The organism is Hyalangium gracile (assembly GCF_020103725.1).
Lineage (GTDB): Bacteria > Myxococcota > Myxococcia > Myxococcales > Myxococcaceae > Hyalangium > Hyalangium gracile.
The window spans coordinates 56,893-76,574 of the sequence record NZ_JAHXBG010000005.1 but is presented as its reverse complement, the minus strand read 5'-3'; the positions used below and the strand labels follow the sequence as shown (position 1 = coordinate 76,574).

Annotated in this window: 19 protein-coding genes; all 19 read left to right on the top strand. The window is 70.9% G+C overall.

Features of this window, described 5'->3' with window-relative positions:
* Window positions 1-74 precede the first annotated feature (74 nt).
* A complete protein-coding gene (hisG, locus tag KY572_RS11425) occupies window positions 75-932 on the top strand; it encodes an ATP phosphoribosyltransferase (protein WP_224242603.1) in 858 nt (285 codons plus the stop codon).
* On the top strand, window positions 929-2,230 hold the full coding sequence (gene hisD, locus KY572_RS11420) for a histidinol dehydrogenase (RefSeq protein WP_224242602.1): 1,302 nt from the start codon (window positions 929-931) through the stop codon (window positions 2,228-2,230). Before hisG ends, hisD begins: the two co-directional genes overlap by 4 nt.
* On the top strand, window positions 2,227-3,264 hold the full coding sequence (locus KY572_RS11415; RefSeq protein WP_224242601.1) for a pyridoxal phosphate-dependent aminotransferase: 1,038 nt from the start codon (window positions 2,227-2,229) through the stop codon (window positions 3,262-3,264). Before hisD ends, KY572_RS11415 begins: the two co-directional genes overlap by 4 nt.
* Window positions 3,261-3,854: an imidazole glycerol phosphate synthase subunit HisH gene (hisH, locus tag KY572_RS11410; protein WP_224242600.1), complete on the top strand. Its 594-nt coding sequence runs from the start codon at window positions 3,261-3,263 to the stop codon at window positions 3,852-3,854. The genes KY572_RS11415 and hisH overlap by 4 nt, the downstream gene beginning before the upstream one ends.
* The gene (locus tag KY572_RS11405; RefSeq protein ID WP_224242599.1) at window positions 3,851-4,564 is read left to right on the top strand and encodes a 1-(5-phosphoribosyl)-5-[(5-phosphoribosylamino)methylideneamino]imidazole-4-carboxamide isomerase; all 714 of its coding nucleotides are present in this window, start codon (window positions 3,851-3,853) and stop codon (window positions 4,562-4,564) included. Before hisH ends, KY572_RS11405 begins: the two co-directional genes overlap by 4 nt.
* Complete coding sequence (locus KY572_RS11400) at window positions 4,561-5,097, top strand: imidazoleglycerol-phosphate dehydratase (protein WP_224242598.1); 537 nt, start codon at window positions 4,561-4,563, stop codon at window positions 5,095-5,097. The genes KY572_RS11405 and KY572_RS11400 overlap by 4 nt, the downstream gene beginning before the upstream one ends.
* Window positions 5,097-5,858: an imidazole glycerol phosphate synthase subunit HisF gene (gene hisF, locus KY572_RS11395; RefSeq protein ID WP_224242597.1), complete on the top strand. Its 762-nt coding sequence runs from the start codon at window positions 5,097-5,099 to the stop codon at window positions 5,856-5,858. Before KY572_RS11400 ends, hisF begins: the two co-directional genes overlap by 1 nt.
* The gene (gene hisN, locus KY572_RS11390; protein ID WP_224242596.1) at window positions 5,855-6,637 is read left to right on the top strand and encodes a histidinol-phosphatase; all 783 of its coding nucleotides are present in this window, start codon (window positions 5,855-5,857) and stop codon (window positions 6,635-6,637) included. The genes hisF and hisN overlap by 4 nt, the downstream gene beginning before the upstream one ends.
* The gene (gene hisIE, locus KY572_RS11385; protein WP_224242595.1) at window positions 6,637-7,254 is read left to right on the top strand and encodes a bifunctional phosphoribosyl-AMP cyclohydrolase/phosphoribosyl-ATP diphosphatase HisIE; all 618 of its coding nucleotides are present in this window, start codon (window positions 6,637-6,639) and stop codon (window positions 7,252-7,254) included. Before hisN ends, hisIE begins: the two co-directional genes overlap by 1 nt.
* A 6-nt stretch (window positions 7,255-7,260) precedes the next feature.
* Window positions 7,261-7,989 (top strand): polysaccharide deacetylase family protein, encoded by a 729-nt coding sequence (locus KY572_RS11380; RefSeq protein WP_224242594.1) that lies wholly within the window; start codon window positions 7,261-7,263, stop codon window positions 7,987-7,989.
* A gap of 139 nt (window positions 7,990-8,128) precedes the next feature.
* Window positions 8,129-8,635, top strand: coding sequence for a MarR family winged helix-turn-helix transcriptional regulator (locus KY572_RS11375; RefSeq protein ID WP_224242593.1), 507 nt, complete (start codon window positions 8,129-8,131; stop codon window positions 8,633-8,635).
* Between the two features lie 225 nt (window positions 8,636-8,860).
* Window positions 8,861-9,532, top strand: a complete 672-nt coding sequence (locus tag KY572_RS11370) for a CHAP domain-containing protein (protein ID WP_224242592.1) — start codon at window positions 8,861-8,863, stop codon at window positions 9,530-9,532.
* Window positions 9,533-9,660: 128 nt separating this feature from the next.
* Window positions 9,661-10,263, top strand: coding sequence for an INSIG family protein (locus KY572_RS11365; protein ID WP_224242591.1), 603 nt, complete (start codon window positions 9,661-9,663; stop codon window positions 10,261-10,263).
* A gap of 633 nt (window positions 10,264-10,896) precedes the next feature.
* The gene (locus KY572_RS11360) at window positions 10,897-12,171 is read left to right on the top strand and encodes an HlyD family secretion protein (RefSeq protein WP_224242590.1); all 1,275 of its coding nucleotides are present in this window, start codon (window positions 10,897-10,899) and stop codon (window positions 12,169-12,171) included.
* Complete coding sequence (locus tag KY572_RS11355) at window positions 12,168-12,935, top strand: ABC transporter ATP-binding protein (protein WP_224242589.1); 768 nt, start codon at window positions 12,168-12,170, stop codon at window positions 12,933-12,935. The genes KY572_RS11360 and KY572_RS11355 overlap by 4 nt, the downstream gene beginning before the upstream one ends.
* An 81-nt stretch (window positions 12,936-13,016) precedes the next feature.
* Window positions 13,017-15,446: an ABC transporter permease gene (locus KY572_RS11350; protein WP_224242588.1), complete on the top strand. Its 2,430-nt coding sequence runs from the start codon at window positions 13,017-13,019 to the stop codon at window positions 15,444-15,446.
* Between the two features lie 5 nt (window positions 15,447-15,451).
* Window positions 15,452-16,132: an ABC transporter ATP-binding protein gene (locus KY572_RS11345; RefSeq protein ID WP_224242587.1), complete on the top strand. Its 681-nt coding sequence runs from the start codon at window positions 15,452-15,454 to the stop codon at window positions 16,130-16,132.
* A gap of 125 nt (window positions 16,133-16,257) precedes the next feature.
* Window positions 16,258-17,682 carry a sigma-54-dependent transcriptional regulator gene (locus KY572_RS11340; RefSeq protein ID WP_224242586.1) on the top strand — a complete coding sequence of 475 codons (1,425 nt, stop codon included), beginning with the start codon at window positions 16,258-16,260 and terminating at the stop codon, window positions 17,680-17,682.
* The gene (locus KY572_RS11335; protein WP_224242585.1) at window positions 17,679-19,028 is read left to right on the top strand and encodes a sensor histidine kinase; all 1,350 of its coding nucleotides are present in this window, start codon (window positions 17,679-17,681) and stop codon (window positions 19,026-19,028) included. The genes KY572_RS11340 and KY572_RS11335 overlap by 4 nt, the downstream gene beginning before the upstream one ends.
* The last annotated feature ends 654 nt before the right edge of the window (window positions 19,029-19,682 follow it).

Genomic DNA, 19,682 nt, shown 5'->3' with positions numbered 1-19,682 from the left:
CGAAAGCCCGTCCCTCCCTGGACGGGCTTTTTTCGTTCCAGCGTTCTCCTCCCCGACACCCCTGGAAAGTCCCGATGCTGAAGATCGCCCTCCCCAACAAAGGTCGCCTCTCCGAAGAGGTTCGTGAGCTGTTCAACGACGCCGGACTCGAGGTCCGCGTCCGAGGGGAGCGCGCCCTCACCGCCTCCCTGGGAGGCGAGTTCGAGGCCATCTTCGTCCGCGCCCAGGACATCCCCGAGTTCGTCGCCGACGGCGCTGCCCACGCCGGCGTCACCGGCTGGGATCTCGTCAACGAGTCCGGGCGCCAGCTCGACATGCTCATGGATCTCGAGTTCGGTCGGTGCCGCCTCGTGGTGGCGGCCCGCGAGGAGAGCGGCATCACCTCGGCCGAGGGCGTGAAGGACGGCATGCGCGTGGCCTCCTGCTTCCCCCGACTCACCGAGGAGTTCTTCGCGAAGCGCGGGCAGCAGGTGGTCGTCGTGCCCGTGTCCGGCGCCGCGGAGATCGCTCCCCACCTGGGCATCGCGGATATCGTCGTGGACCTGACCTCCACCGGCTCCACGCTCAAGATGAACGGCCTGCGCGAGGTGGTCACCGTCCTGGAGTCCAGCGCCCGCCTGGTGGCCTGCAAGAACAACGACGCGGAGGCCGTCCAGCGGCTGGAGGAGCTGAAGCAGGCCCTGGGCTCGGTGCTGGCCGCCCGAGGCAAGCGCTACCTGATGGCCAACGTGCCACGCAGGGTGCTCCCCCAGGTGCGCGAGGTGCTCCCGGGCCTCAATGGACCCACCGTGGTGGATATCATGAACGGCGGTGATTACGTCGCGGTGCACGCCGTCGTCCCCTCGAAGACCATCTACCGCACCATCAACGCCCTCAAGGCCCTGGGCTGCGAGGGCATCCTCGTCACCCGCATCGAGAGGTTGATGCCGTGAACCCTGGAGCCCTGAAGTACCGAGGTCCTCTCTCCGCCCTGTCGCCCGAGGCCCGACGCCAGTTGCTCGATCGCTCGGGAGAGTCGGATGCCCAGGTCGCCTCGCGCGTCCGGGACATCATCGCCCGCGTCCGCCGCGACGGAGACCGCGCGCTCCTGGAGATGGCGCGCGAGTTCGATCGCGCCACCCTGACGGCTCTCGAGGTGCCTCGGGCTCGCTGGGAAGCGGCGCTCGCCTCGCTGGACCCGAAGGTCCGCCACGCCCTCGAGCGCGCCGCTCGCAACATCGCCAAGGCCCACGAGGCCCAGCGCCCCCTCGCCACCGAGGTGGAGACGGAGCCCGGCGTCGTGGTCGGCCGGCGACCGGATCCGCTCGGGCGCGTCGGCGTCTATGCGCCCGGCGGCCGCGCCGTGTACCCCAGCAGCGTGCTGATGGGCGTCGTCCCCGCGAAGGTGGCCGGGGTAGGGGAGGTCATCGTCTGCTCGCCTCCGGGGCCGGATGGGTTGCCCGCGGCCGGAGTGCTCGCGGCGGCGGCGCTGGCCGGCGCGGACCGCGTCTTCGCCCTGGGTGGAGCAGGCGCGGTGGCCGCCATGGCCCATGGCACCCAGAGCGTGCCTCGCGTGGACCGCATCGTCGGCCCGGGCAATGCCTACGTCGCCGCCGCCAAGCTCCAGGTGGTGGACGCGGTGGCCATCGACGCGCCGGCCGGCCCGAGCGAGATCCTCGTCGTCGCGGACCGCTCCGCCGATCCCGAGGCCGTGGCCCGCGAGATGCTGGCCCAGGCCGAGCACGATCCGGACGCCTGTTGTGTCACGCTGGCGGTGAGCGTGACGGTCGCGGAGACGATCGCCGCGGCGGTGGAGCGCGCGGCGGCCCGGGCCCAGCGGCGGGAGATCGTCGCCACCGCCCTGCGCGAGCGCGGCGCCGTGCTCAGCGTGGACTCGCTGGACCAGGCCTGGGCCTTCGTCTCGGAGTTCGCCCCCGAGCACCTGCTCATCGCCACGGCCATGCCGCGGGAGCACCTGGCGCTCGTGCGCAACTGCGGCACCGTCTTCCTCGGAGAGCGCACCTCCGTCGCCTTTGGGGACTACATGACGGGGGCCAACCACGTCCTGCCCACCGCGGGCCTGGGCCACGCATACTCAGGGCTCTCCGTGCTCGACTTCTACCGGTGGACCACCTACCAGCGCGTGGATCATGCGGCGGCGGCTCGGCTGGCGGAGGACGTCGGCCTGCTCGCCGACAGCGAGGGTCTCTTCGCCCACGCCGAGGCCGCTCGGGCCTGGAGGACGCCATGATCCCTCGCCGGCCGTCCTACCAGGACATTCCGCTCTACTCGCCACCCAGCGTGCAGTGCAGCGTGGACCTGAGCGACAACACCAACCTCTTCGGCATGCCTCCGGTCGCCGAGCGCGTCCTGCGCGAGTGCGCCACCTCCGTCGTCTCGCGCTACCCGCAGACCTACGCGCCGGAGCTCAAGAAGGCCCTCTCCTCCTATACGGGCTTCGAGCCCTCGTGGCTCACCACGGGCTGCGGCTCGGACGATCTCATCGACTGCTGCCTGCGCGCCTTCCTGGAGCCGGGCGAGCGCATCGCCGTCCCGGATCCGTCCTTCTCGATGTTGTCCTACTTCGCGAAGGTGAACGGGCTCCAGTTCGTGCCCGTGCGGCTACGCCCGGACTTCGACATCGACGTGGACGGGCTGCTCGCCACGGGGGCCCGGCTCATCTACGTCTGCTCTCCCAACAACCCCACGGGCACGGTGGCCTCTCGCACCGCGCTCGAGCGGCTGGTGGATGCGGCCCCAGGCCTCGTCCTCGTGGATGAGGCCTATGCGGAGTTCGCCAGCGACACCTACGCGGACCTGGTGCGCTCCCGGCCGAACATCCTCGTGACGCGGACGCTGTCCAAGGCGTTCGGCCTCGCGGGCCTGCGCGTGGGCTACGCCATGGGCCGCCCCGAGCTGGTGTCCGAGGTGGAGAAGGCGCGCGGGCCCTACAAACACACCGGCGTCTCCGAGCGCGTGGCCATCGCGGCCCTCACCGAGGGGCTGCCCTGGGTGAAGGCTCGGGCCGAGGAGATCAAGGAGATCCGTGGCCGACTGGTGGAGGCGCTGAAGGCGGAGGGGCTCCAGCCGCTGCCTTCCGACGGCAACTTCCTCCTCGTCCCGCTGCCCGACGCGCCGAAGGTGGCCGCGCGCATGCGCGAGCTGGACGTGAACGTGCGGGCCTTCCAGGGGCTGACCGGAGTGGGAGACGCGCTCCGGATCGCCTGTGGCCCCTGGCCCATGATGGAGACGGCGCTCCAGGCGCTGCGGGAGGCTCGGCGGTGAGAGTCACTCTGTTCGACTATGGCGCGGGGAACATCCACTCGCTGGCCAAGGCGCTCGCCACCGAGACGCGCGCCGAGGTGCGCGTTCAGACCGACCCGGTGATGGCGCTGGACACGGACGTGCTCGTGCTGCCCGGCGTGGGTGCGTTCGGCGCCGCGGCGGCTCGACTGGAGCCCGGACGCGAGCGGATGCGCCAGGCCCTGGAGCAGGGCCTTCCGTGTCTCGGCATCTGCCTGGGCATGCAGCTGCTCTTCGAGGGCAGTGACGAGGGTGAGGGCCGCGGGCTCGGCATCTTCAAGGGCCGGGTGACGCGGCTGCGCGCGAAGCACGTGCCGCACATCGGCTGGAACTCCGTCGAGGAGGACGCCGCGGTGCCGGGCTCGCGGCTGGACACCGTCTACTACGCCCACAGCTTCGTCTGCCGCGCCGAGGAGTCCGACGTGGTGGCGGGCTGGACGACGCACGAGGAGGATCGCTTCCCGGCCTCGGTGCGGCGCGGGAAGGTGCTCGGGGTGCAGTTCCACCCGGAGAAGAGCTCCGCCGCGGGTGTGCGCTTCGTGCAGGCGTTCCTCCGGGAGGTGGCGCCGTGATCGCCATTCCGGCCATCGACCTGCGCGAGGGCGCGTGCGTGCAGCTCGTGGGCGGCTCGTACGACGCCGAGCGCGTGCGCGTGAATGATCCGCTCGACGCGCTGAAGAAGTGGCGGGCCCTGGGCTTCAAGACGTTCCATGTGGTGGATCTCGACGCCGCGCTGGGCAAGGGCTCCAACCAGGAGGCCATCTCCCGGCTGCTGAGCCACGAGCCGGGCCTCACCTTCACCGTGGGCGGCGGCGTGCGGGACACGGCCCGGGTGGAGGCGGTGCTCGCAAGCGGTGCCTCGTTCGTGGTGGTGGGCACGAGGGCCATCGAGGACACCGCCTGGCTGTCCGAGGTCGCCAGCCGCTTCCCGGGCAAGGTGGTGGTGGCCGCGGACGTGAAGGGACGCGAGGTGGTGACGCGCGGCTGGACGGCCGGGAGCGCCCGGGACATCGCCGCCGTGCTCGCCGCGCTGGAGCCTCTGCCCCTGGGCGGACTGCTCGTCACCGCCGTCCACAAGGAGGGGCAGATGGGAGGCGTGGACCTGCCGCTGATGCAGGAGGTGGTGCGGGGCAGCCGGCACCGCATCTACGCCTCGGGCGGGGTGACGACGCTGGAGGATCTCCGGGCCCTGGCGGATGCGGGGGCCCACGGCGCCGTCATCGGCATGGCGCTCTACACCGGGAAGCTCGACGCGGCCTCGGTCGCACGGGAGTTCGCATGACGGTCGTGACTCGAGAGACGAAGGAGACCCAGATCCGCGTCGAGCTGACGCGCGGTCAGGGCCTGGCCAAGGTGGACACCGGTCTGAAGTTCTTCGACCACATGCTGGGCACCTTCGCGAAGTACGCGGGGCTGGACCTCAACCTCCACGCTCGCGGAGACCTGCGCCACCACATCATGGAGGACGTGGCCATCGCCGTTGGCACCGCCGTGTACCAGGTCATCCCGCCCACCGCCGCGCGCTACGGCGAGCGCACCATCCCCATGGACGACGCGCTGGTGCACGCGGCCATCGACACCTGCGGGCGCTTCTACTACCGCGGCCCGCTGCGCAACCGGCTGTATGACCACTGGATGCGCTCGTTCTGCGAGCACGCCAAGGTGACGCTCCACATCCGCGTCCTCCGGGGCCGCGACAGCCACCACCTCACCGAGGCGGCCTTCAAGGCCGTGGGGCTCGCCCTGCGCGACGCGCTGGTGGACTCGGGGACGGTGTTCAGCACCAAGGGCTCGGTCGCCCTGGAGGTGAAGTGATGCTGACGCGGCGGCTCATCGTCTGCCTGGACATGAAGGGCGGCCGGGTAGTCAAGGGCGTCCAGTTCGAAGGCCTGCGCGACGTGGGAGACCCCGTGGCCCTGGCCCTGCGCTACGAGGCCGAGGGCGCAGACGAGATCACCTTCCTGGACATCTCCGCCAGCGCCGAGGAGCGCGAGACGCTGTGGGACGTCGTCCAGCGCACCGCCGAGCGCCTCTTCATCCCCCTCACCGTGGGCGGCGGAGTGCGCACCGTGGACGACGTGGGCCGCGCGCTGCGGGCCGGCGCGGACAAGGTGAGCATCAACTCGGCGGCGGTGACGAACCCCGAGCTGCTCACCGCCTGCGCGGATCGCTTCGGCGCCCAGTGCGTGGTGGCCAGCATCGACGCCCGGCGCGAGGCGGACCGGTGGCGCGTCTACACCCGAGGCGGCAGGACGCCCACGGACCTGGACGCCGTCGCCTGGGCTCGCGAGTGTGTGAAACGTGGCGCGGGCGAGGTCCTCCTCACGAGCATCGATCGCGATGGGGCCCGTTCGGGGTATGACCTGGAGCTGACGCGGGCCGTCGCCGAGGCGGTGGACGTCCCGGTCATCGCCTCGGGTGGAGCGGGGAACGCGGAGCACGTCCGGGACGCGCTCACGGAGGGCCGGGCGGACGCGGCGCTGGTGGCGGGCATCCTCCACGACGGCCTCACCACTGTCGGGGCGATCAAGACGCTGCTCCAGGGGAGCGGCTTGAGGATCAGGAGCGTCGCATGACGACGGAGACGCAGGGATTGATGCAGGCGGCCGCCGAGGTGGCTCGGAAGTCCGGGGACGTGGCGCTCGACTTCTTCCGCAAGGGCGTCAGCGTGGACATCAAGGGAGACGGCACGCCGGTGACGGTGGCGGACCGCACCTCCGAGCAGACCGCGCGCGAGTGGATCGAGGCGCGCTTCCCCCAGGACGGTATTCTTGGCGAGGAGTTCGGCGAGACGCGCAAGGGCGCCCAGCGCCGGTGGATCCTGGACCCCATCGACGGCACCAAGACGTTCATCCGCGGCGTCCCGCTCTGGGGCACGCTGGTGGCCGTGGCCGAGGGCGAGCGCATCCTCGCCGGAGCCGCGTACTTCCCGGCCGTGGGAGATCTGCTGGTGGCCTCGCCCGGCGCCGGCTGCTACTGGAACGACAAGCGGACCAAGGTGTCCTCCGTGTCGGACCTGTCCCAGGCGGTGGTGCTCTCCACGGACGAGCGCTTCATCCAGTCCCCGGAGCGGGGCAACGCCTGGCGGGCGCTCGCGGCCAAGGCGGCCATGGATCGCACCTGGGGTGACTGCTACGGCTACCTGCTGGTGGCCACGGGCCGCGCCGAGGTGATGGTGGACGAGTTCCTCTCGCCCTGGGACGCGGCGGCGCTGCAGCCCATCATCGAGGAGGCGGGCGGGGTGTTCTCCGACTGGACGGGGGCGCGCACCTCGTTCGGCGGCAACGGCATTGCGACGAACGGAGCGCTCGCCACACAGGTGCGCGAGCTGCTCGGCGCCACGAAGAGGCAGTGATGCTGGATCTCTCCAAGCTGGACTTCACCAAGGGCAACGGGCTGGTGACGGTGGTGACACAGGACGCTCGCTCGGGCGACCTGCTCATGGTGGCCCACGCGGACCGCGAGGCCCTGGAGCGCACCCTGGCCACCGGCGAGATGCACTACCGCTCGCGCACTCGCGGCCTGTGGCACAAGGGCGCCACCAGCGGCAACGTGCAGCGCGTGGTGTCCCTCACGGCCGACTGCGACGGCGACGCGGTGCTCGCGCGCGTGGAGAAGGCTGGACCCGCGTGCCACACGGGCGAGGAGACCTGCTTCGGCCCGGGCCGCCCGGACGCCCTGGTGGCCCTGGACACGACCATCGCCGAGCGCGCCGCCAAGGCACCCGTGGAGGGCGAGAAGCCCAGCTACACCCGCCGGCTCCTGGACGACCGCAACCTGCGCCTCAAGAAGATCGGCGAGGAGGCCGCGGAGCTGGTGACCGCCTGCGCCGACGGGGACAAGGACCGCGCCGCGGAGGAGGCGGCGGACGTGCTCTACCACCTGCTCGTGGCCGTCCGACCCCTGGGCATCTCCCTGGACGACATAAAGGGTGTGCTCGCTCGCCGGGCCTCCGGGTCCTCCAAGCGCTGAGCCGACATGAACCGGAAACGATGGGGTATCGGAGTCCTGGCCCTCCTGGTGGTGCTGTTCGGCCTGTGGCAGCTGTCCAAGGCGCGCACCTTCCAGGTCTTCGGTGAGCTGCACCATCGCGTGGAGACGTCCGAGAAGGTGGTGGCGCTCACCTTCGATGACGGGCCGAGCCCGGCCAACACGCCCCCGCTGCTCGCGCTGCTCGCGCAGCACCAGGTGAAGGCCACCTTCTTCATGGTGGGGCGCAACATCGAGGCCCACCGCGAGCTGGCCGCGCGCGTCATCTCCGAGGGCCATCAGGTCGGCAACCACTCCTATTCGCACAAGCGGCTGGTGTTCCGCTCGCCCTCCACCATCCAGGAGGAGATCTCCCGCACGGACGCCCTGCTGCGAGAGGTGGGCGCGCGCGGGGAGATCTTCTTCCGGGCCCCGTTTGGCAAGAAGCTGCTCGTCCTGCCCTGGCTCCTGGCGCGCGACAACCGCAAGCACATCATCTTCGACGTGGTGCCGGACGACCACGCCACCCAGGATGCCTCGCTCCTCACCTCGCGCGTCCTCGAGGCCACCCGGCCGGGCTCCATCATCCTCCTGCACGACGGGTGGGCCACGAAGCCGGGCACGATCGAGGCCACCCGCCGGATTCTCGAGGGACTGAAGGCCCAGGGCTACCGGTTCGTCACCGTTTCCGAGCTGCTCGCACTGGCGGGCAAGGGGAGTCCGGCACCCGACCCGTGAGGTTCAGCGCCTCCGCTCACGAAAAGTCGGCCGATATGCCCCCATCCGCGGGACGTTGAGGCAGTATGAGGCCCGTTGAAGACCGGCTGGACCGCCTGTTGGGGGCCGGTACGGGGGGCCCGTGAGGGAGGTTTGCCGGATGTCCGACCTGTCGGAAGAGGTGAGAGTGCAGGTGGCTCGCTTGCGTCACCTCTTGATCGATGTAGGCCGCAGAGGCGTCTTCTCCAGCCCGCTTGCGGCTCCAGCCGAAGGGAACTTCGAGCCCCTTCACTTCGAGACGCTCTGGTGGCTCCGGGCGGAGGGCTTCCTCACCATCAACCTGCTGGCGGAGCGACTGGGGGGGATTGCCATGCCCCGGATGTCTCGCCTGGTCGACCGGTTGGAGGAGGCGGAGCTGGTGGCGCGCGTGAAGATCATGCGGCATGATCGCCGGCACGTGAGTGTGCGTCTCACCGACAAGGGGCGCGCCCTGGCCGAGCAGGTCGACGGCATCGTCCAGGAGCGCATCGCCCGGTTGCTCCTCCCGCTGGCCGGAGAGGATCGCAGCGCGCTCATGGACTTGCTGGAGCGGTGGGTGGAAGCACTCGGGCAAGCGACCCAACAGGTTGACTCGGAGTCCCTGGCCCTGTCAGCTTCTGATAGCTAATCGTCGCGTTTACGGGACTTGGGGCCTCGCGCCCCGATGCTCTACGGCCGCGCCACCGGGGAGGGTGGACCTTGGAGCGCTCGCTCCGGTGGCGCGGACCGTTTTTGGGGAACGTGAAGGGAAGCCGCGTTCCACTTCCTGCTCCTTCGTCTCATGGCAACGTCGGCTGCTGGACGGCTCCAGGCAGGCGCGGCCCGGCACGTGGGTTGCTCCCTCTCGCTCAGCGTGTACCGACGAATCCTGCTGAGTGTGATGGTGGGCGTGCTGCTGTTGCGTGGGCCAGAGGCCGAGGCAGCGCGCCGGGGCGTGGGTGATGCGCGATCCCAGATCGGTCGCAAGGCCGTCTCTCGCGCGGCGATGTGGGTGGGGCTGCCGTCGCTCGCCCGGGTGAGCCGCGAGGTGAATGACGACTGCTCCGGGCTGACCTACCTGGCCTACTGGAGGCCGGGGTTGAACCTGCTGCCCGAGGAGGTGCGGCCCGGAGAGAGCGGGGTGGCGGCCATGTACCGCAAGGCCCAGGCGCTGGGTGCGCTCCGCTCGCAGCCGCGCCCTGGAGATCTCGTCTTCTTCCAGGAGACGTACGATCGCAACCGCGACGGGCGGCGCAACGACGGGCTCACGCACGTGGGAGTGGTGGAGCGCGTGGCGCCCGATGGCCTGGTGACGTTCGTGCACCGCGCGGGGGGCGGAGTGAAGCGCTCGAAGTTGCACCTGTCCCTGCGGGATGTCCGGCGAGATGGGAAGGGCCGCGTGCTCAACGACTGGCTGCGGCGCCCGGACAAGAAGGGGCCGGGACAGCTCGCGGGTGAGCTGGTGGTGGGCTTCGCCACGGTGGACGAGCGGTGGGTGACGCCGGAGCCTCCTCGCACCGCGCGTCGGGCCACGGCGCGACGCTGATCGCGTCTCACGGAGCGTGAGGGAGCGCCGGGACAGGAGTACCTGCCAGGCGCTTCCTCTGCGGTGGCCGGGCCCCGCGGCTCCTGCGATTCGTCAGGGCTACGTGCGCCGTCACCTATAGTGGGGGCATGCACGGAAGAAGGCTTCGCCTCGTCAGAACCGCCCTCATCCTCACCGGCCTGGGGGCGACGCTGGGCTCCCTGCTCGACGGCATCCACTCGCACTTCGGTGCGTTGACCTATACGACGCCCTTCATGGCCAGGGCCGCCTGGTGGGTGCCGCTGCTGTTCGCCGGTGCCTATGCCGGAGGTGTCGCGCGGCCGTTGCTCGGGCGGGACGAGCCTCCGCTGCCCGCGTGGAAGGCTGCCCTGGGCATGGGGCTGTTCATCGCGGCCTACTGGCTCACCGTGGCGCCCTGGGCCTGGACCCTGCGCTCCGCCATCCTGGGCGGCATCTTCGTGCTTGGTTGGTGGATCTGCGATCGGACGCTGCTCGGCGTGGGCATCGCGGTGCTCACCGCCATCCTCGGTCCCACTGTCGAGATCCTGCTCGTGCACGCGGGCACCTTCGTCCACCACGAGGTGCTCTTCCTGGGCATCCCCGGCTGGCTGCCCTTCCTCTACCTCTCGGCGGCGGTGGGGCTCGGCAGTCTCGCCCGGTGGCTCGCGGCTCCGTCCGCGGAGGAGAGCGCGTCGAGCGACTCAGCGCACGTCGCTCCACACCTGCCGTGAGCCGCGCACCGACGGCTCGGCTGCGGCCTCGCTGCCAGATTGTCCGCTCTCGAAGCGGCTCATCCCACGAATGACATGGCGATTCGTGCGCTCGGCCAGGCCGCGTCGCGCCGTGCTTCACAAGGACGCGTAACTGCTCGGCATTGCGGAGGGCCTGTCGCGGGCCGGCGTCGCAGCCACGCGGGGAGGGCTGGCCCGGGCCTTGCCTTGTGAGAGTGCGCGTGCGCGATGCACGCCACCAGGAGGCACCCCATGTTCGGCTCCCAGATCCAGAATGACTCCAACCCCTTCGTCGTCATGTGCTCCGTCATCGCCGTCTACGTCGTCAGCAGCGCGTTCCTGCTCATCGACTTCATCCAGCCATGAGCGCCACGTTCAGGCGAGGCTGAGCCTCGGAGCGAGCAGCGCGCGCCCTCGAGGACTGCCCGCCTCTGGGAAGTGACGCCCCAACTCCGAGACGAACCCACGCGGGGCGTAGCGGCGAGCAGGGGAGCGACATCCGCATATAAGGATGCGGGAGGCCTCAAGGCGCGGTGTTCGTTTCTGGGACGGCACTTCGCGCAATCGGGCAGCGATTCTGGGACGAGGGGGACAATCCCCAGGAGTTCCAGAGGGTTGGAGCCCGATCCCGCCTTGGCACGGCCTTCGCTTTGTCACTCGCCCGTGGACATTCCTCGGACTCGCAAACCCAACCGCAAGCCCTGGATCTTCGGAGCCCTCGGGGTGCTCGCGCTCGCGGGTGTGACGCTGGGCCTCTCCCAGCTCCGCGCCGCCGCACCCACGGTGGAGCGGGGCAGCGTGTGGATGGATACGGTGAAGCGCGGCCCCATGCTGCGCCAGGTGAAGGGCGCGGGCACGCTCGTTCCCGAGCACATCCGCTGGCTCACCGCCGACACGGCGGGCCGCGTCGAGCGCATTCACGTGCGCCCGGGCGCTCCCGTGCAGCCGGACACGCTCCTGATGGAGCTGTCCAACCCGGACGTGCAGCTGCAGGCGCTCGAGGCCGAGCGCCAGCTCGCCAGCGCGGAGGCCGAGCTCATCGCCCTGCGCACCAGCCTGGAGACGCAGCGCATCTCGCAAGAGGGCGCCATCGCCAGCCTGGAGGCCGAGTCCGCCCACGCGGGCCGCCAGGCCCAGGCCACCGTGGCGCTGCTGGACCGCGCCTATGTGCCCACGCTGGAGGCCCAGCAGGCCCGGGAGAAGGCCGGGGAGCTGTCCACCCGCCTGGAGCTGGAGCGCCGGCGGCTGAACGTGCTCCAGGCCAGCACGCGAGAGCAGCTCGCGGCGCAGCAGGGACAGATCGAACGATTGAAAGCGGTCGCCCGGTTCCGACGTACACAGGTGGAGTCGATGCAGGTGAAGGCGGGCGAGGCCGGGGTGCTGACGGAGCTGCCGCTGGAGCTGGGGCAGTGGGTGACGCCGGGGACGGTGCTGGCCAAGGTGGTGAAGCCCGAGCGGCTGAAGGCGGAGCTGCGGATCGCCGAGACGCAGGCGCGGGACATCCAGGTGGGGCAGAAGGCGCAGGTGGACACGCGCAACGGGGTGGTGGAGGGCACGGTGGCGCGCGTGGCTCCGGCGGCGAGCCAGGGCACGGTGCGGGTGGAGGTGACGCTGCCGGCGGAGCTGCCCCGGGGGGCGCGGCCCGATCTCACGGTGGAGGGGACGGTGGAGCTGGAGCGGCTGGGGGATGTGCTGTCCGTCGGGCGGCCGGCGGGCGCGCAGCCGAACTCCACGGTGTCGCTCTTCCGGCTGATGCCGGGCAGCGACGAGGCCGTGCGCGTCCCGGTGCAGCTGGGCCGGGGCTCGGTGAACGCCATTGAAGTGGTGCAGGGACTTACCGAGGGCGATCAGGTAGTCCTCTCGGACATGACCGCATGGGACGCGGTGGATCGGGTAAGAGTGCGATGAACACGACGGTTCCGGAGAGCGCGAAGGCCAGTGGTGTGGCGGTGACGGCGCCGGCGAGCGCGGCGGACGCGGTGCCCCAGAAGGCGCTCATCCAGCTGGAGGGCGTCACCAAGGTCTTCGAGACCGAGGAGGTGGAGACGCACGCCCTCTCGGACGTGCACCTCACGGTGCGGCCGGGCGAGTGGCTGTCCATCGTGGGCCCCTCCGGCTCGGGGAAGACGACGCTGCTGGCGGTGCTGGGGCTGCTGGACACCTCCAGCAAGGGCACCTACCTGCTGGACGGCAAGTCGGTGCTGGACCTGTCCTCCACGGAGCGGGCGCTGGTGCGCAACCGGCACATCGGCTTCATCTTCCAGAGCTTCAACCTGATTGGCGACCTGTCCGTCTTCGAGAACGTGGAGCTGCCGCTCACGTATCGGGGCATGGCCGCCGACGAGCGCAAGGCGCGGGTGGAGAAGGCGCTGGAGCGCGTGGGCATGAGCCACCGGGCGCGCCACATGCCGGGGCAGCTCTCGGGCGGTCAGCAGCAGCGCGTGGCGGTGGCTCGCGCGGTGGCGGGCGATCCGCTCATCCTGCTGGCGGACGAGCCCACCGGTAACCTGGACTCGAAGAACGGCGAGTCCGTGATGCAGCTCTTGTCCGAGCTGCACCAGGGGGGCGCCACGCTCATCATGGTGACGCACGATCCCGCCCAGGCGCGGCTCGGCACGCGCGTGGTGAGCCTGTTCGACGGTCGCGTCGTGCAGGACGAGCGCCTGCGCTGAATCCCGGCTCCCTCGGAGGGGGGCAGGGGGAAGGGCCCCGGGTGAGCACCCGGGCCTCACTCATTCGAGGAGCCACATTCCATGGATCACCTCCTTCAGGACGCGCGCTACGCGCTGCGCCTCCTTCGCAAGACGCCGGGCTTCGCCTTGGCCGCGGTGCTGGCGCTGGCGCTCGGCATTGGCGCGAACAGCGCGGTCTTCAGTGTCGTGAATGGCGTGCTGCTGCGCCCGCTGCCCTTCGCCGAGCCGGAGCGGCTGGTGCGCATCTTCGGGAACTTCCCCAGCCTGGGGCTGAACAACATTCCAACCTCGGTGCTCGAGTTCCGGGACTACCAGGAGCGGCCACGGACGCTGGAGTCGGTGGGGGCCTACGCCGTGGCGGACATCACGCTCACGGGCCAGGACGTGCCCGAGCGCCTGCGCGCCACCCTCGCCTCCGCCTCCCTGCTCCCCACGCTCGGCGTGTCGCCGATGATGGGCCGCGGGTTCTCTCCGGAGGAGGAGACGCAGGGCCGGGATCGGGTGGTCGTCCTCACGCACCGGGTGTGGCGCGGGCGCTTCGGCGCCAAGCCGGACATCCTGGGCACGACGCTGAGCCTGGACGGACAGCCCTACACGGTGGTGGGCGTGTTGCCCGCGGGCTTCGAGTACCCCCAGCGGACGGACCTCTACGTGCCCTTCGCGCCCACGCCGGAGCTGCTCGAGCCGCCGGCCCGGGGCCAGCGCTTCCTGGACATCGTGGCCCGCCTGAAGCCGGGGGTGACGGTGGAGGGCGCGCGCAAGGACATGCAGCGCGTGGTGGCGGACATGCTGGCGGCGAACCCCCAGGGCTATGGCACGAAGGGGGGGTGGCACAACACCGTGCTGTCCATGGAGGAGCAGACGGTGGGCGGGGTGCGCTCCACGCTGTGGCTGTTGCTGGGCGCGGTGGGCTTCGTGCTCCTCATCGCCTGCACCAACGTGGCGAACCTGCTGCTGGCCCGGGCCGCGGCGCGCAGCCGGGAGATCTCCATCCGCGCGGCGCTCGGGGCGGGCCGTAGGCGCCTGATGACGCAGTTCCTGACGGAGAGCCTGGTGCTCGCCCTGTCGGGAGGCGTGCTCGGCCTGCTGCTGGCGATGTGGGGCATGGACGTGCTGCTGGCCATCATTGGTGACGGGCTGCCGAGGGCCGCCGAGGTGCGGCTGGACGGCCGGGTGGTGGTGTTCACCGCGGCCATCTCGGTGCTGACGGGAGTGCTCTTCGGGCTGGTGCCCGCGCTCCAGGCGAGCCGCGCGGATCTGCACGGCGCGATGCGCGAGGGCGAGCGAGGCACGACGGGCCACGGCTCGGGGCGGGTGCGCTCCGTGCTGGTGGTGTCCCAGGTGGCGCTGGCGCTGGTGCTGCTGGTGGGCGCGGGCCTCTTCCTGCGCAGCTTCGTGGCGCTGCAGGCGGTGGATGCGGGCTTCGAGCCCCAGGGAGTCCTCACCGCGCGGCTGTCCCTGCCTGAGGAGCGCTACAGCGAGGAGCCCAAGCGCGCGGCGGTGCTCCGAGAGTTCCTGGAGCGGGCGCGGGCGGCGCCTGGCGTGGAGGCCGCGGGCCTGTCGACGCTGCTGCCGCTCACGGGCCGCAGTGACTGGACCACGCAGGTGGAAGGCAAGCCCATGTCACCGGGCGATCCGGAACGTCCGGCGGTGGAGTACCGGGTCGTGAGCGCGGACTACCTCCAGGTGCTCCGCGTGCCGCTGCTTCGGGGGCGGATGCTCTCGGACTCGGATGGCTTCACCGCGCCTCATGCGGTGGTCATCAACGAGACGATGGCCCGCGCCTTCTTCCCGGGGGAGGAGGCGCTCGGCCAGCGCATCCGTCCCCAGAGCCGCACGCCGGATGCGCCGTGGGCCACGGTGGTGGGCATCGTGAAGGACGTGAGGGAGTGGGGGCTGGATGTTCCCGCGCGTGCCACCGCCTATTACTCGGTGTTGCAGCGGCCGGTGCTGGGGGCCTACCTCGTCGTTCGCACCCGCCAGGCGCCGGAGTCGCTGCTGGCGACGCTGCAGGCCGAGCTGCGCGCGGTGGATCGGGATCTGCCGCTGTATGACGTGGCGCCCATGGAGGCGGTGGTGGACGGCTCGGTGGCCCAGCGCCGCTTCTCCATGGTGCTGCTGATGATCTTCGCGGGCGTGGCGGTGGTGCTCGCCTCGCTGGGCATCTATGGCGTCATCGCCTACACGGTGACACAGCGCACCCGGGAGCTGGGCATCCGCATGGCGCTGGGGGCGCGCCAGGGGGACGTGCTGGGGCTGGTGGTGAAGCACGGCATGCGCCTGACCCTGCTGGGCGTGGGCGTGGGCCTGCTGCTGGCGCTGGGCCTGGGGCGGCTGCTGAGCGCGCTCCTCTATGGAGTGCAGGCGCATGATCCGCTGACCTTCGTGGGCGTGGCCGCGCTGCTGGCGGGCGTGGCGCTGCTGGCCAGCTGGCTGCCGGCGCGCCGCGCGGCGAAGGTGGACCCCGCTTTGACCTTGCGTGCGGAGTGAATTCCATGTCCCAACCCCTCATCTCCCTGAAGAACGTCGAGAAGTCCTACCCCATCGCGGGAGGGAGGACCTGGGTGCTGCGCCGCATCCAGCTGGACGTGCAGCCCGGCGAGTTCGTCACGCTGATGGGCCCCTCGGGCGCGGGCAAGTCCACGCTGCTGTCCATCCTGGGCATGCTCGACGCCGAGTGGACGGGTGAGTACTTCCTGGACGGCCGGGCCGTGCACGCGATGAAGCCCAAGGATCGCGCGGAGCTGGCCAAGAGCACCATCGGCTTCGTCTTCCAGCAGTACCACCTGCTGGACGGGCTCACCGTGGCGGAGAACCTGGAGGTGCCGCTGTCGTACCGCAACCTCAAGCGCTCCGAGCGCGAGGCGCTGGTGGGCGACATGCTGGACCGCTTCCAGCTGGTGGGGAAGAAGGACCTGTACCCCAACCAGCTCTCCGGCGGGCAGCAGCAGGTGGTGGGCATCGCCCGGGCCCTCATCGCCAGCCCCAAGATGCTGCTGGCCGACGAGCCCACGGGCAACCTGCACTCCACGCAGGCCAGGCAGATCATGGAGATGTTCCAGGCGCTCAACCGCGCGGGCACCACGGTGGTGCAGGTGACGCACTCCGAGGCCAACGCCGCCTACGGCAGCCGCGTCGTGCAGATGGCCGATGGCTGGATCCAGGAAGCGCGCTGAACGGACTGGAGAGAGGGTGAGCCCACGCCTGCCCTCCGAGCTTGTCCGAGCCTGCCAGGGCCAAGAATCCCGCTCCCCCTCCTCGCGGGCCTTCTGGCAGAGTCCGTCTTCTTCAGGAAAACACAGTGTCCGACACCGCTCCCTCCACCCCTGACAGTGCTCCCCGACCCGAGGTCGACTCGCGAGCACGCATCCTCATCGCCGACGACCAGGTCGACGTGCTGGAGGCGCTGCGCCTGCTGCTCAAGCGCGACGGGTACGCGGTGCTGACGGCCCAGTCTCCGGCGGGCGTGCTCGCCATGCTGGAGGCCGAGGACGTGGACGTGCTGCTGATGGACCTCAACTACGCGCGCGACACCACCTCCGGGCGCGAGGGGCTGGATCTGCTCGCCCGCGTGCGCCAGCTGGACGCGACGCTGCCGGTGCTGGTGATGACGGCGTGGGGCAGCGTGGAGGGCGCGGTGGAGGCGATGCGCGCGGGCGCTCGGGACTACGTGCAGAAGCCGTGGGACAACACGCGGCTGCTGACGTTGCTGCGCACGCAGCTGGAGCTGCGTCGGGCGCTGAAACGCTCCCGGAGGCTGGAGGAGGAGAACACCCACCTGCGCAAGGGAGGCGAGCGGCCCGCCTTCCTGGCCGAGTCCCGCCCGATGCAGGCGGTGCGGCGGTTGGTGGAGCGGGTGGCACCCTCGGGAGCCAACGTCCTCATCACCGGAGAGCACGGCACGGGCAAGGAGGTGGTGGCGCGCTGGCTCCACGCGGCCTCGGGGCGCCCGGACAGCCCCTTCGTGGCGGTGAACTCGGGCGGGCTCTCCGAGGGTGTCTTCGAGAGCGAGCTGTTCGGCCACGTGAAGGGCGCCTTCACGGACGCGAAGACGGACCGCATCGGCTGCTTCGAGCTGGCCGATGGCGGCATCCTCTTCCTGGACGAGATCGGCAACATGCCGCTCACCCAGCAGGCCAAGCTGCTGCGCGTGCTGCAGACGGGCGAGCTGCACCCGGTGGGCTCCTCGAAGGTGCGGCGGGTGTCGGTGCGGGTCGTCTCGGCGACGAACGTGGATCTGGCCAGGGCGGTGGCCGAGGGCCGCTTCCGCGAGGATCTGCTGTACCGGCTCAACACGGTGGAGGTGCAGCTGCCGCCGCTGAGGGATCGGCGCGAGGACATTCCTCCGCTGGCCGCGCACTTCCTGTCCGAGCAGGGCCGGCGCTATGGCCGCGCGGGGATGCGCCTGTCCCAGGGGGCGCTGGAGGCGCTGATGGCCTACTCGTGGCCCGGCAACGTGCGCGAGCTGGAGCACACCGTGGAGCGCGCGCTGCTCATGGCCAGCGGGGACGAGGTGACGCCGGAGGATCTGCTGCTGCGGCGCACCAGCCGCGAGGGCTCGTCGCGCCTGGAGGAGATGACGCTGGAGGAGGTGGAGCGCTACCTCATCGAGCGCGCGCTCACCCGGAACGACGGCAACGTCAGTGACGCGGCGAAGGCGCTCGGGCTCTCGCGCAGCGCTCTGTACCGGCGGATGCAGTACTACGGCATCAAGGGAGCGCGGTGAGCCGCCCCCGGAGATCGCTCCCGCACGATCTCCGCATCTTCCTGCTGGCGCTGCTGGCGGGACTGCCGGGCTCCATTGCCACGCTGGTGCTCCTGTGGACGGGAGACGTGAGCGCGAAGGTGCAGTGGACGTTCTCCGTGGTGGTGGTGGCGGTGCACCTGGGCGCGGCGCTCGCCGTGCGTGAGCGGGTGTCCCGGCCGCTGCAGACGGTGGCCAACCTGCTGGCCGCGCTGCGCGAGGGGGACTACTCGGTGCGCGGGCGAGGCGCGCGCGGGGACGATCCACTCGGCGAGGTGATGCTGGAGGTCAACGCGCTGGGCGACACGCTGCGGGAGCAGCGGCTGGGCGCGCTGGAGGCGGGCGCGCTGCTCACGCAGGTGATGGAGGAGATCGAGGTCACGGTGCTGACCTTCGACGCGGAGGGGACGCTGAAGCTGGTCAACCGCGCCGGGGAGCGGCTGCTGGGGCTGCCTCGCGCGCACCTGGTGAACAAGAGCGCGGGGACGCTGGGGCTGACCGAGCTGTTGGAGGGGCCGGTGCCGCGCCGGCTCACTCGGACGTTCGCGGTGGAGGGCGGGCCGTACGAGCTGCGGCGGGGCACGTTCCGGCAGGGCGGGTTGCCGCACCAGCTCGTGGTGCTGGCGGACCTGCGGCTGGCGCTGCGCGAGGAGGAGCGCGAGGCGTGGCGGCGGATGGTTCGGGTGCTGAGCCACGAGATCAACAACTCGCTGACGCCCATCCAGTCCATCGCGGGTGCGCTGCGGGACGCGCTGGTGCAGGGAGGGCGGCCAGCGGACTGGGACGAGGACGCGAAGTCGGGGCTGGGGATCATCGAGCGGCGCAGCGAGTCGCTGGCCCGGTTCCTGTCGGCGTACGCGAAGCTGGCGAAATTGCCTCCGCCGAGGCTGGGGCCGCTGGAGCTGGAGTCCTGGGTGCGACGGGTGGTGGCGCTGGAGACGCGGCTGCCGGTGGAGGTGCGTCCCGGCCCGGCGCTCACGGTGAGCGCGGATGGGGATCAGCTGGAGCAGTTGCTCATCAACCTGGTGCGCAACGCGGTGGACGCGGCCCGGGAGAGCAAGGGCCGTGTCTGGGTGTCCTGGACGAGGGCCTCGGCCGACGCGGTGGAGCTGTGGGTGGAGGACGAGGGCCCGGGGTTGGCGGACACGGCCAACCTCTTCGTGCCCTTCTTCACGACGAAGCCGCAGGGCAGCGGCATCGGCCTGGTGCTCAGTCGGCAGATCGCCGAGGCCCACGGGGGCACGCTGCGCCTCGAGAACCGGACGGAGGGGGCGGGGTGCCGCGCGCGGCTGAGGCTCCCGCTGCAGCTGTCCGGGCTCACGCGCTGACGCGGCTACCAATCCGGTCGGCACGCGAAGGGCAGGTCCGGCCAGGGCTGTCGACACCGGAAGCCCTCGGCGCAGATGTCGGCTCCCTGGGGATCGCAGCGCGGCAGGCATTGATAGTCGTCGCAGAAGCTCTCCGCGGAGCAAGGGGGCAGGTTCTTGCCGCAGCGCTCGACACACTCGAACCACGCTTTCCCGGGTTGCGCCGGGTTGCCGAACACGCTGCAGCGCTGTCCTTCTGGACAAGGCGACTGCTGGCAGTTGGTGCCATAGACGTGCGCGCACATGGACGAGCCCTCATCGAACCGGATGCATTGCTGGCCTGCTGGGCATCCTCGCTGCTCGCAGGTGGGCAGACAGGCGGGCTGGGGTGTGGTGTCGGCGCAGAAGAAGCCCTCGGGACACTCCCCCTGCGCACCTGGATGGCAAGTGCGGGCGCACCAGCCATTCATCCCAGCGCACAGAAGCCCAGCTGCGCAGGCGCTCTCCTGATCCTCCGGGGCGGGGAAGCAATTCTCTCCTTCCTGACGCGCACCCACGGGGATGCAGAGGCGCACGAGTGGCCCCTCCCTCTTCGTGGCGAGCTCGCGGCAGGCCTGGCCCTCAGGGCACTGCGCATCCGTGGCACATTGGCTGTCGGTGCAGAACGCGTGCCTG

Excerpts from the sequence above, each read along its gene's own strand:
- hisG (WP_224242603.1), top strand. The coding sequence starts at position 75 with ATGCTGAAGATCGCCCTCCCCAACAAAGGTCGCCTCTCCGAAGAGGTT.
- KY572_RS11415 (WP_224242601.1), top strand. The coding sequence starts at position 2,227 with ATGATCCCTCGCCGGCCGTCCTACCAGGACATTCCGCTCTACTCGCCA.
- KY572_RS11400 (WP_224242598.1), top strand. The coding sequence starts at position 4,561 with ATGACGGTCGTGACTCGAGAGACGAAGGAGACCCAGATCCGCGTCGAG.
- hisF (WP_224242597.1), top strand. The coding sequence starts at position 5,097 with ATGCTGACGCGGCGGCTCATCGTCTGCCTGGACATGAAGGGCGGCCGG.
- hisN (WP_224242596.1), top strand. The coding sequence starts at position 5,855 with ATGACGACGGAGACGCAGGGATTGATGCAGGCGGCCGCCGAGGTGGCT.
- hisIE (WP_224242595.1), top strand. The coding sequence starts at position 6,637 with ATGCTGGATCTCTCCAAGCTGGACTTCACCAAGGGCAACGGGCTGGTG.
- KY572_RS11380 (WP_224242594.1), top strand. The coding sequence starts at position 7,261 with ATGAACCGGAAACGATGGGGTATCGGAGTCCTGGCCCTCCTGGTGGTG.
- KY572_RS11375 (WP_224242593.1), top strand. The coding sequence starts at position 8,129 with ATGTCCGACCTGTCGGAAGAGGTGAGAGTGCAGGTGGCTCGCTTGCGT.
- KY572_RS11365 (WP_224242591.1), top strand. The coding sequence starts at position 9,661 with ATGCACGGAAGAAGGCTTCGCCTCGTCAGAACCGCCCTCATCCTCACC.
- KY572_RS11355 (WP_224242589.1), top strand. The coding sequence starts at position 12,168 with ATGAACACGACGGTTCCGGAGAGCGCGAAGGCCAGTGGTGTGGCGGTG.
- KY572_RS11350 (WP_224242588.1), top strand. The coding sequence starts at position 13,017 with ATGGATCACCTCCTTCAGGACGCGCGCTACGCGCTGCGCCTCCTTCGC.
- KY572_RS11345 (WP_224242587.1), top strand. The coding sequence starts at position 15,452 with ATGTCCCAACCCCTCATCTCCCTGAAGAACGTCGAGAAGTCCTACCCC.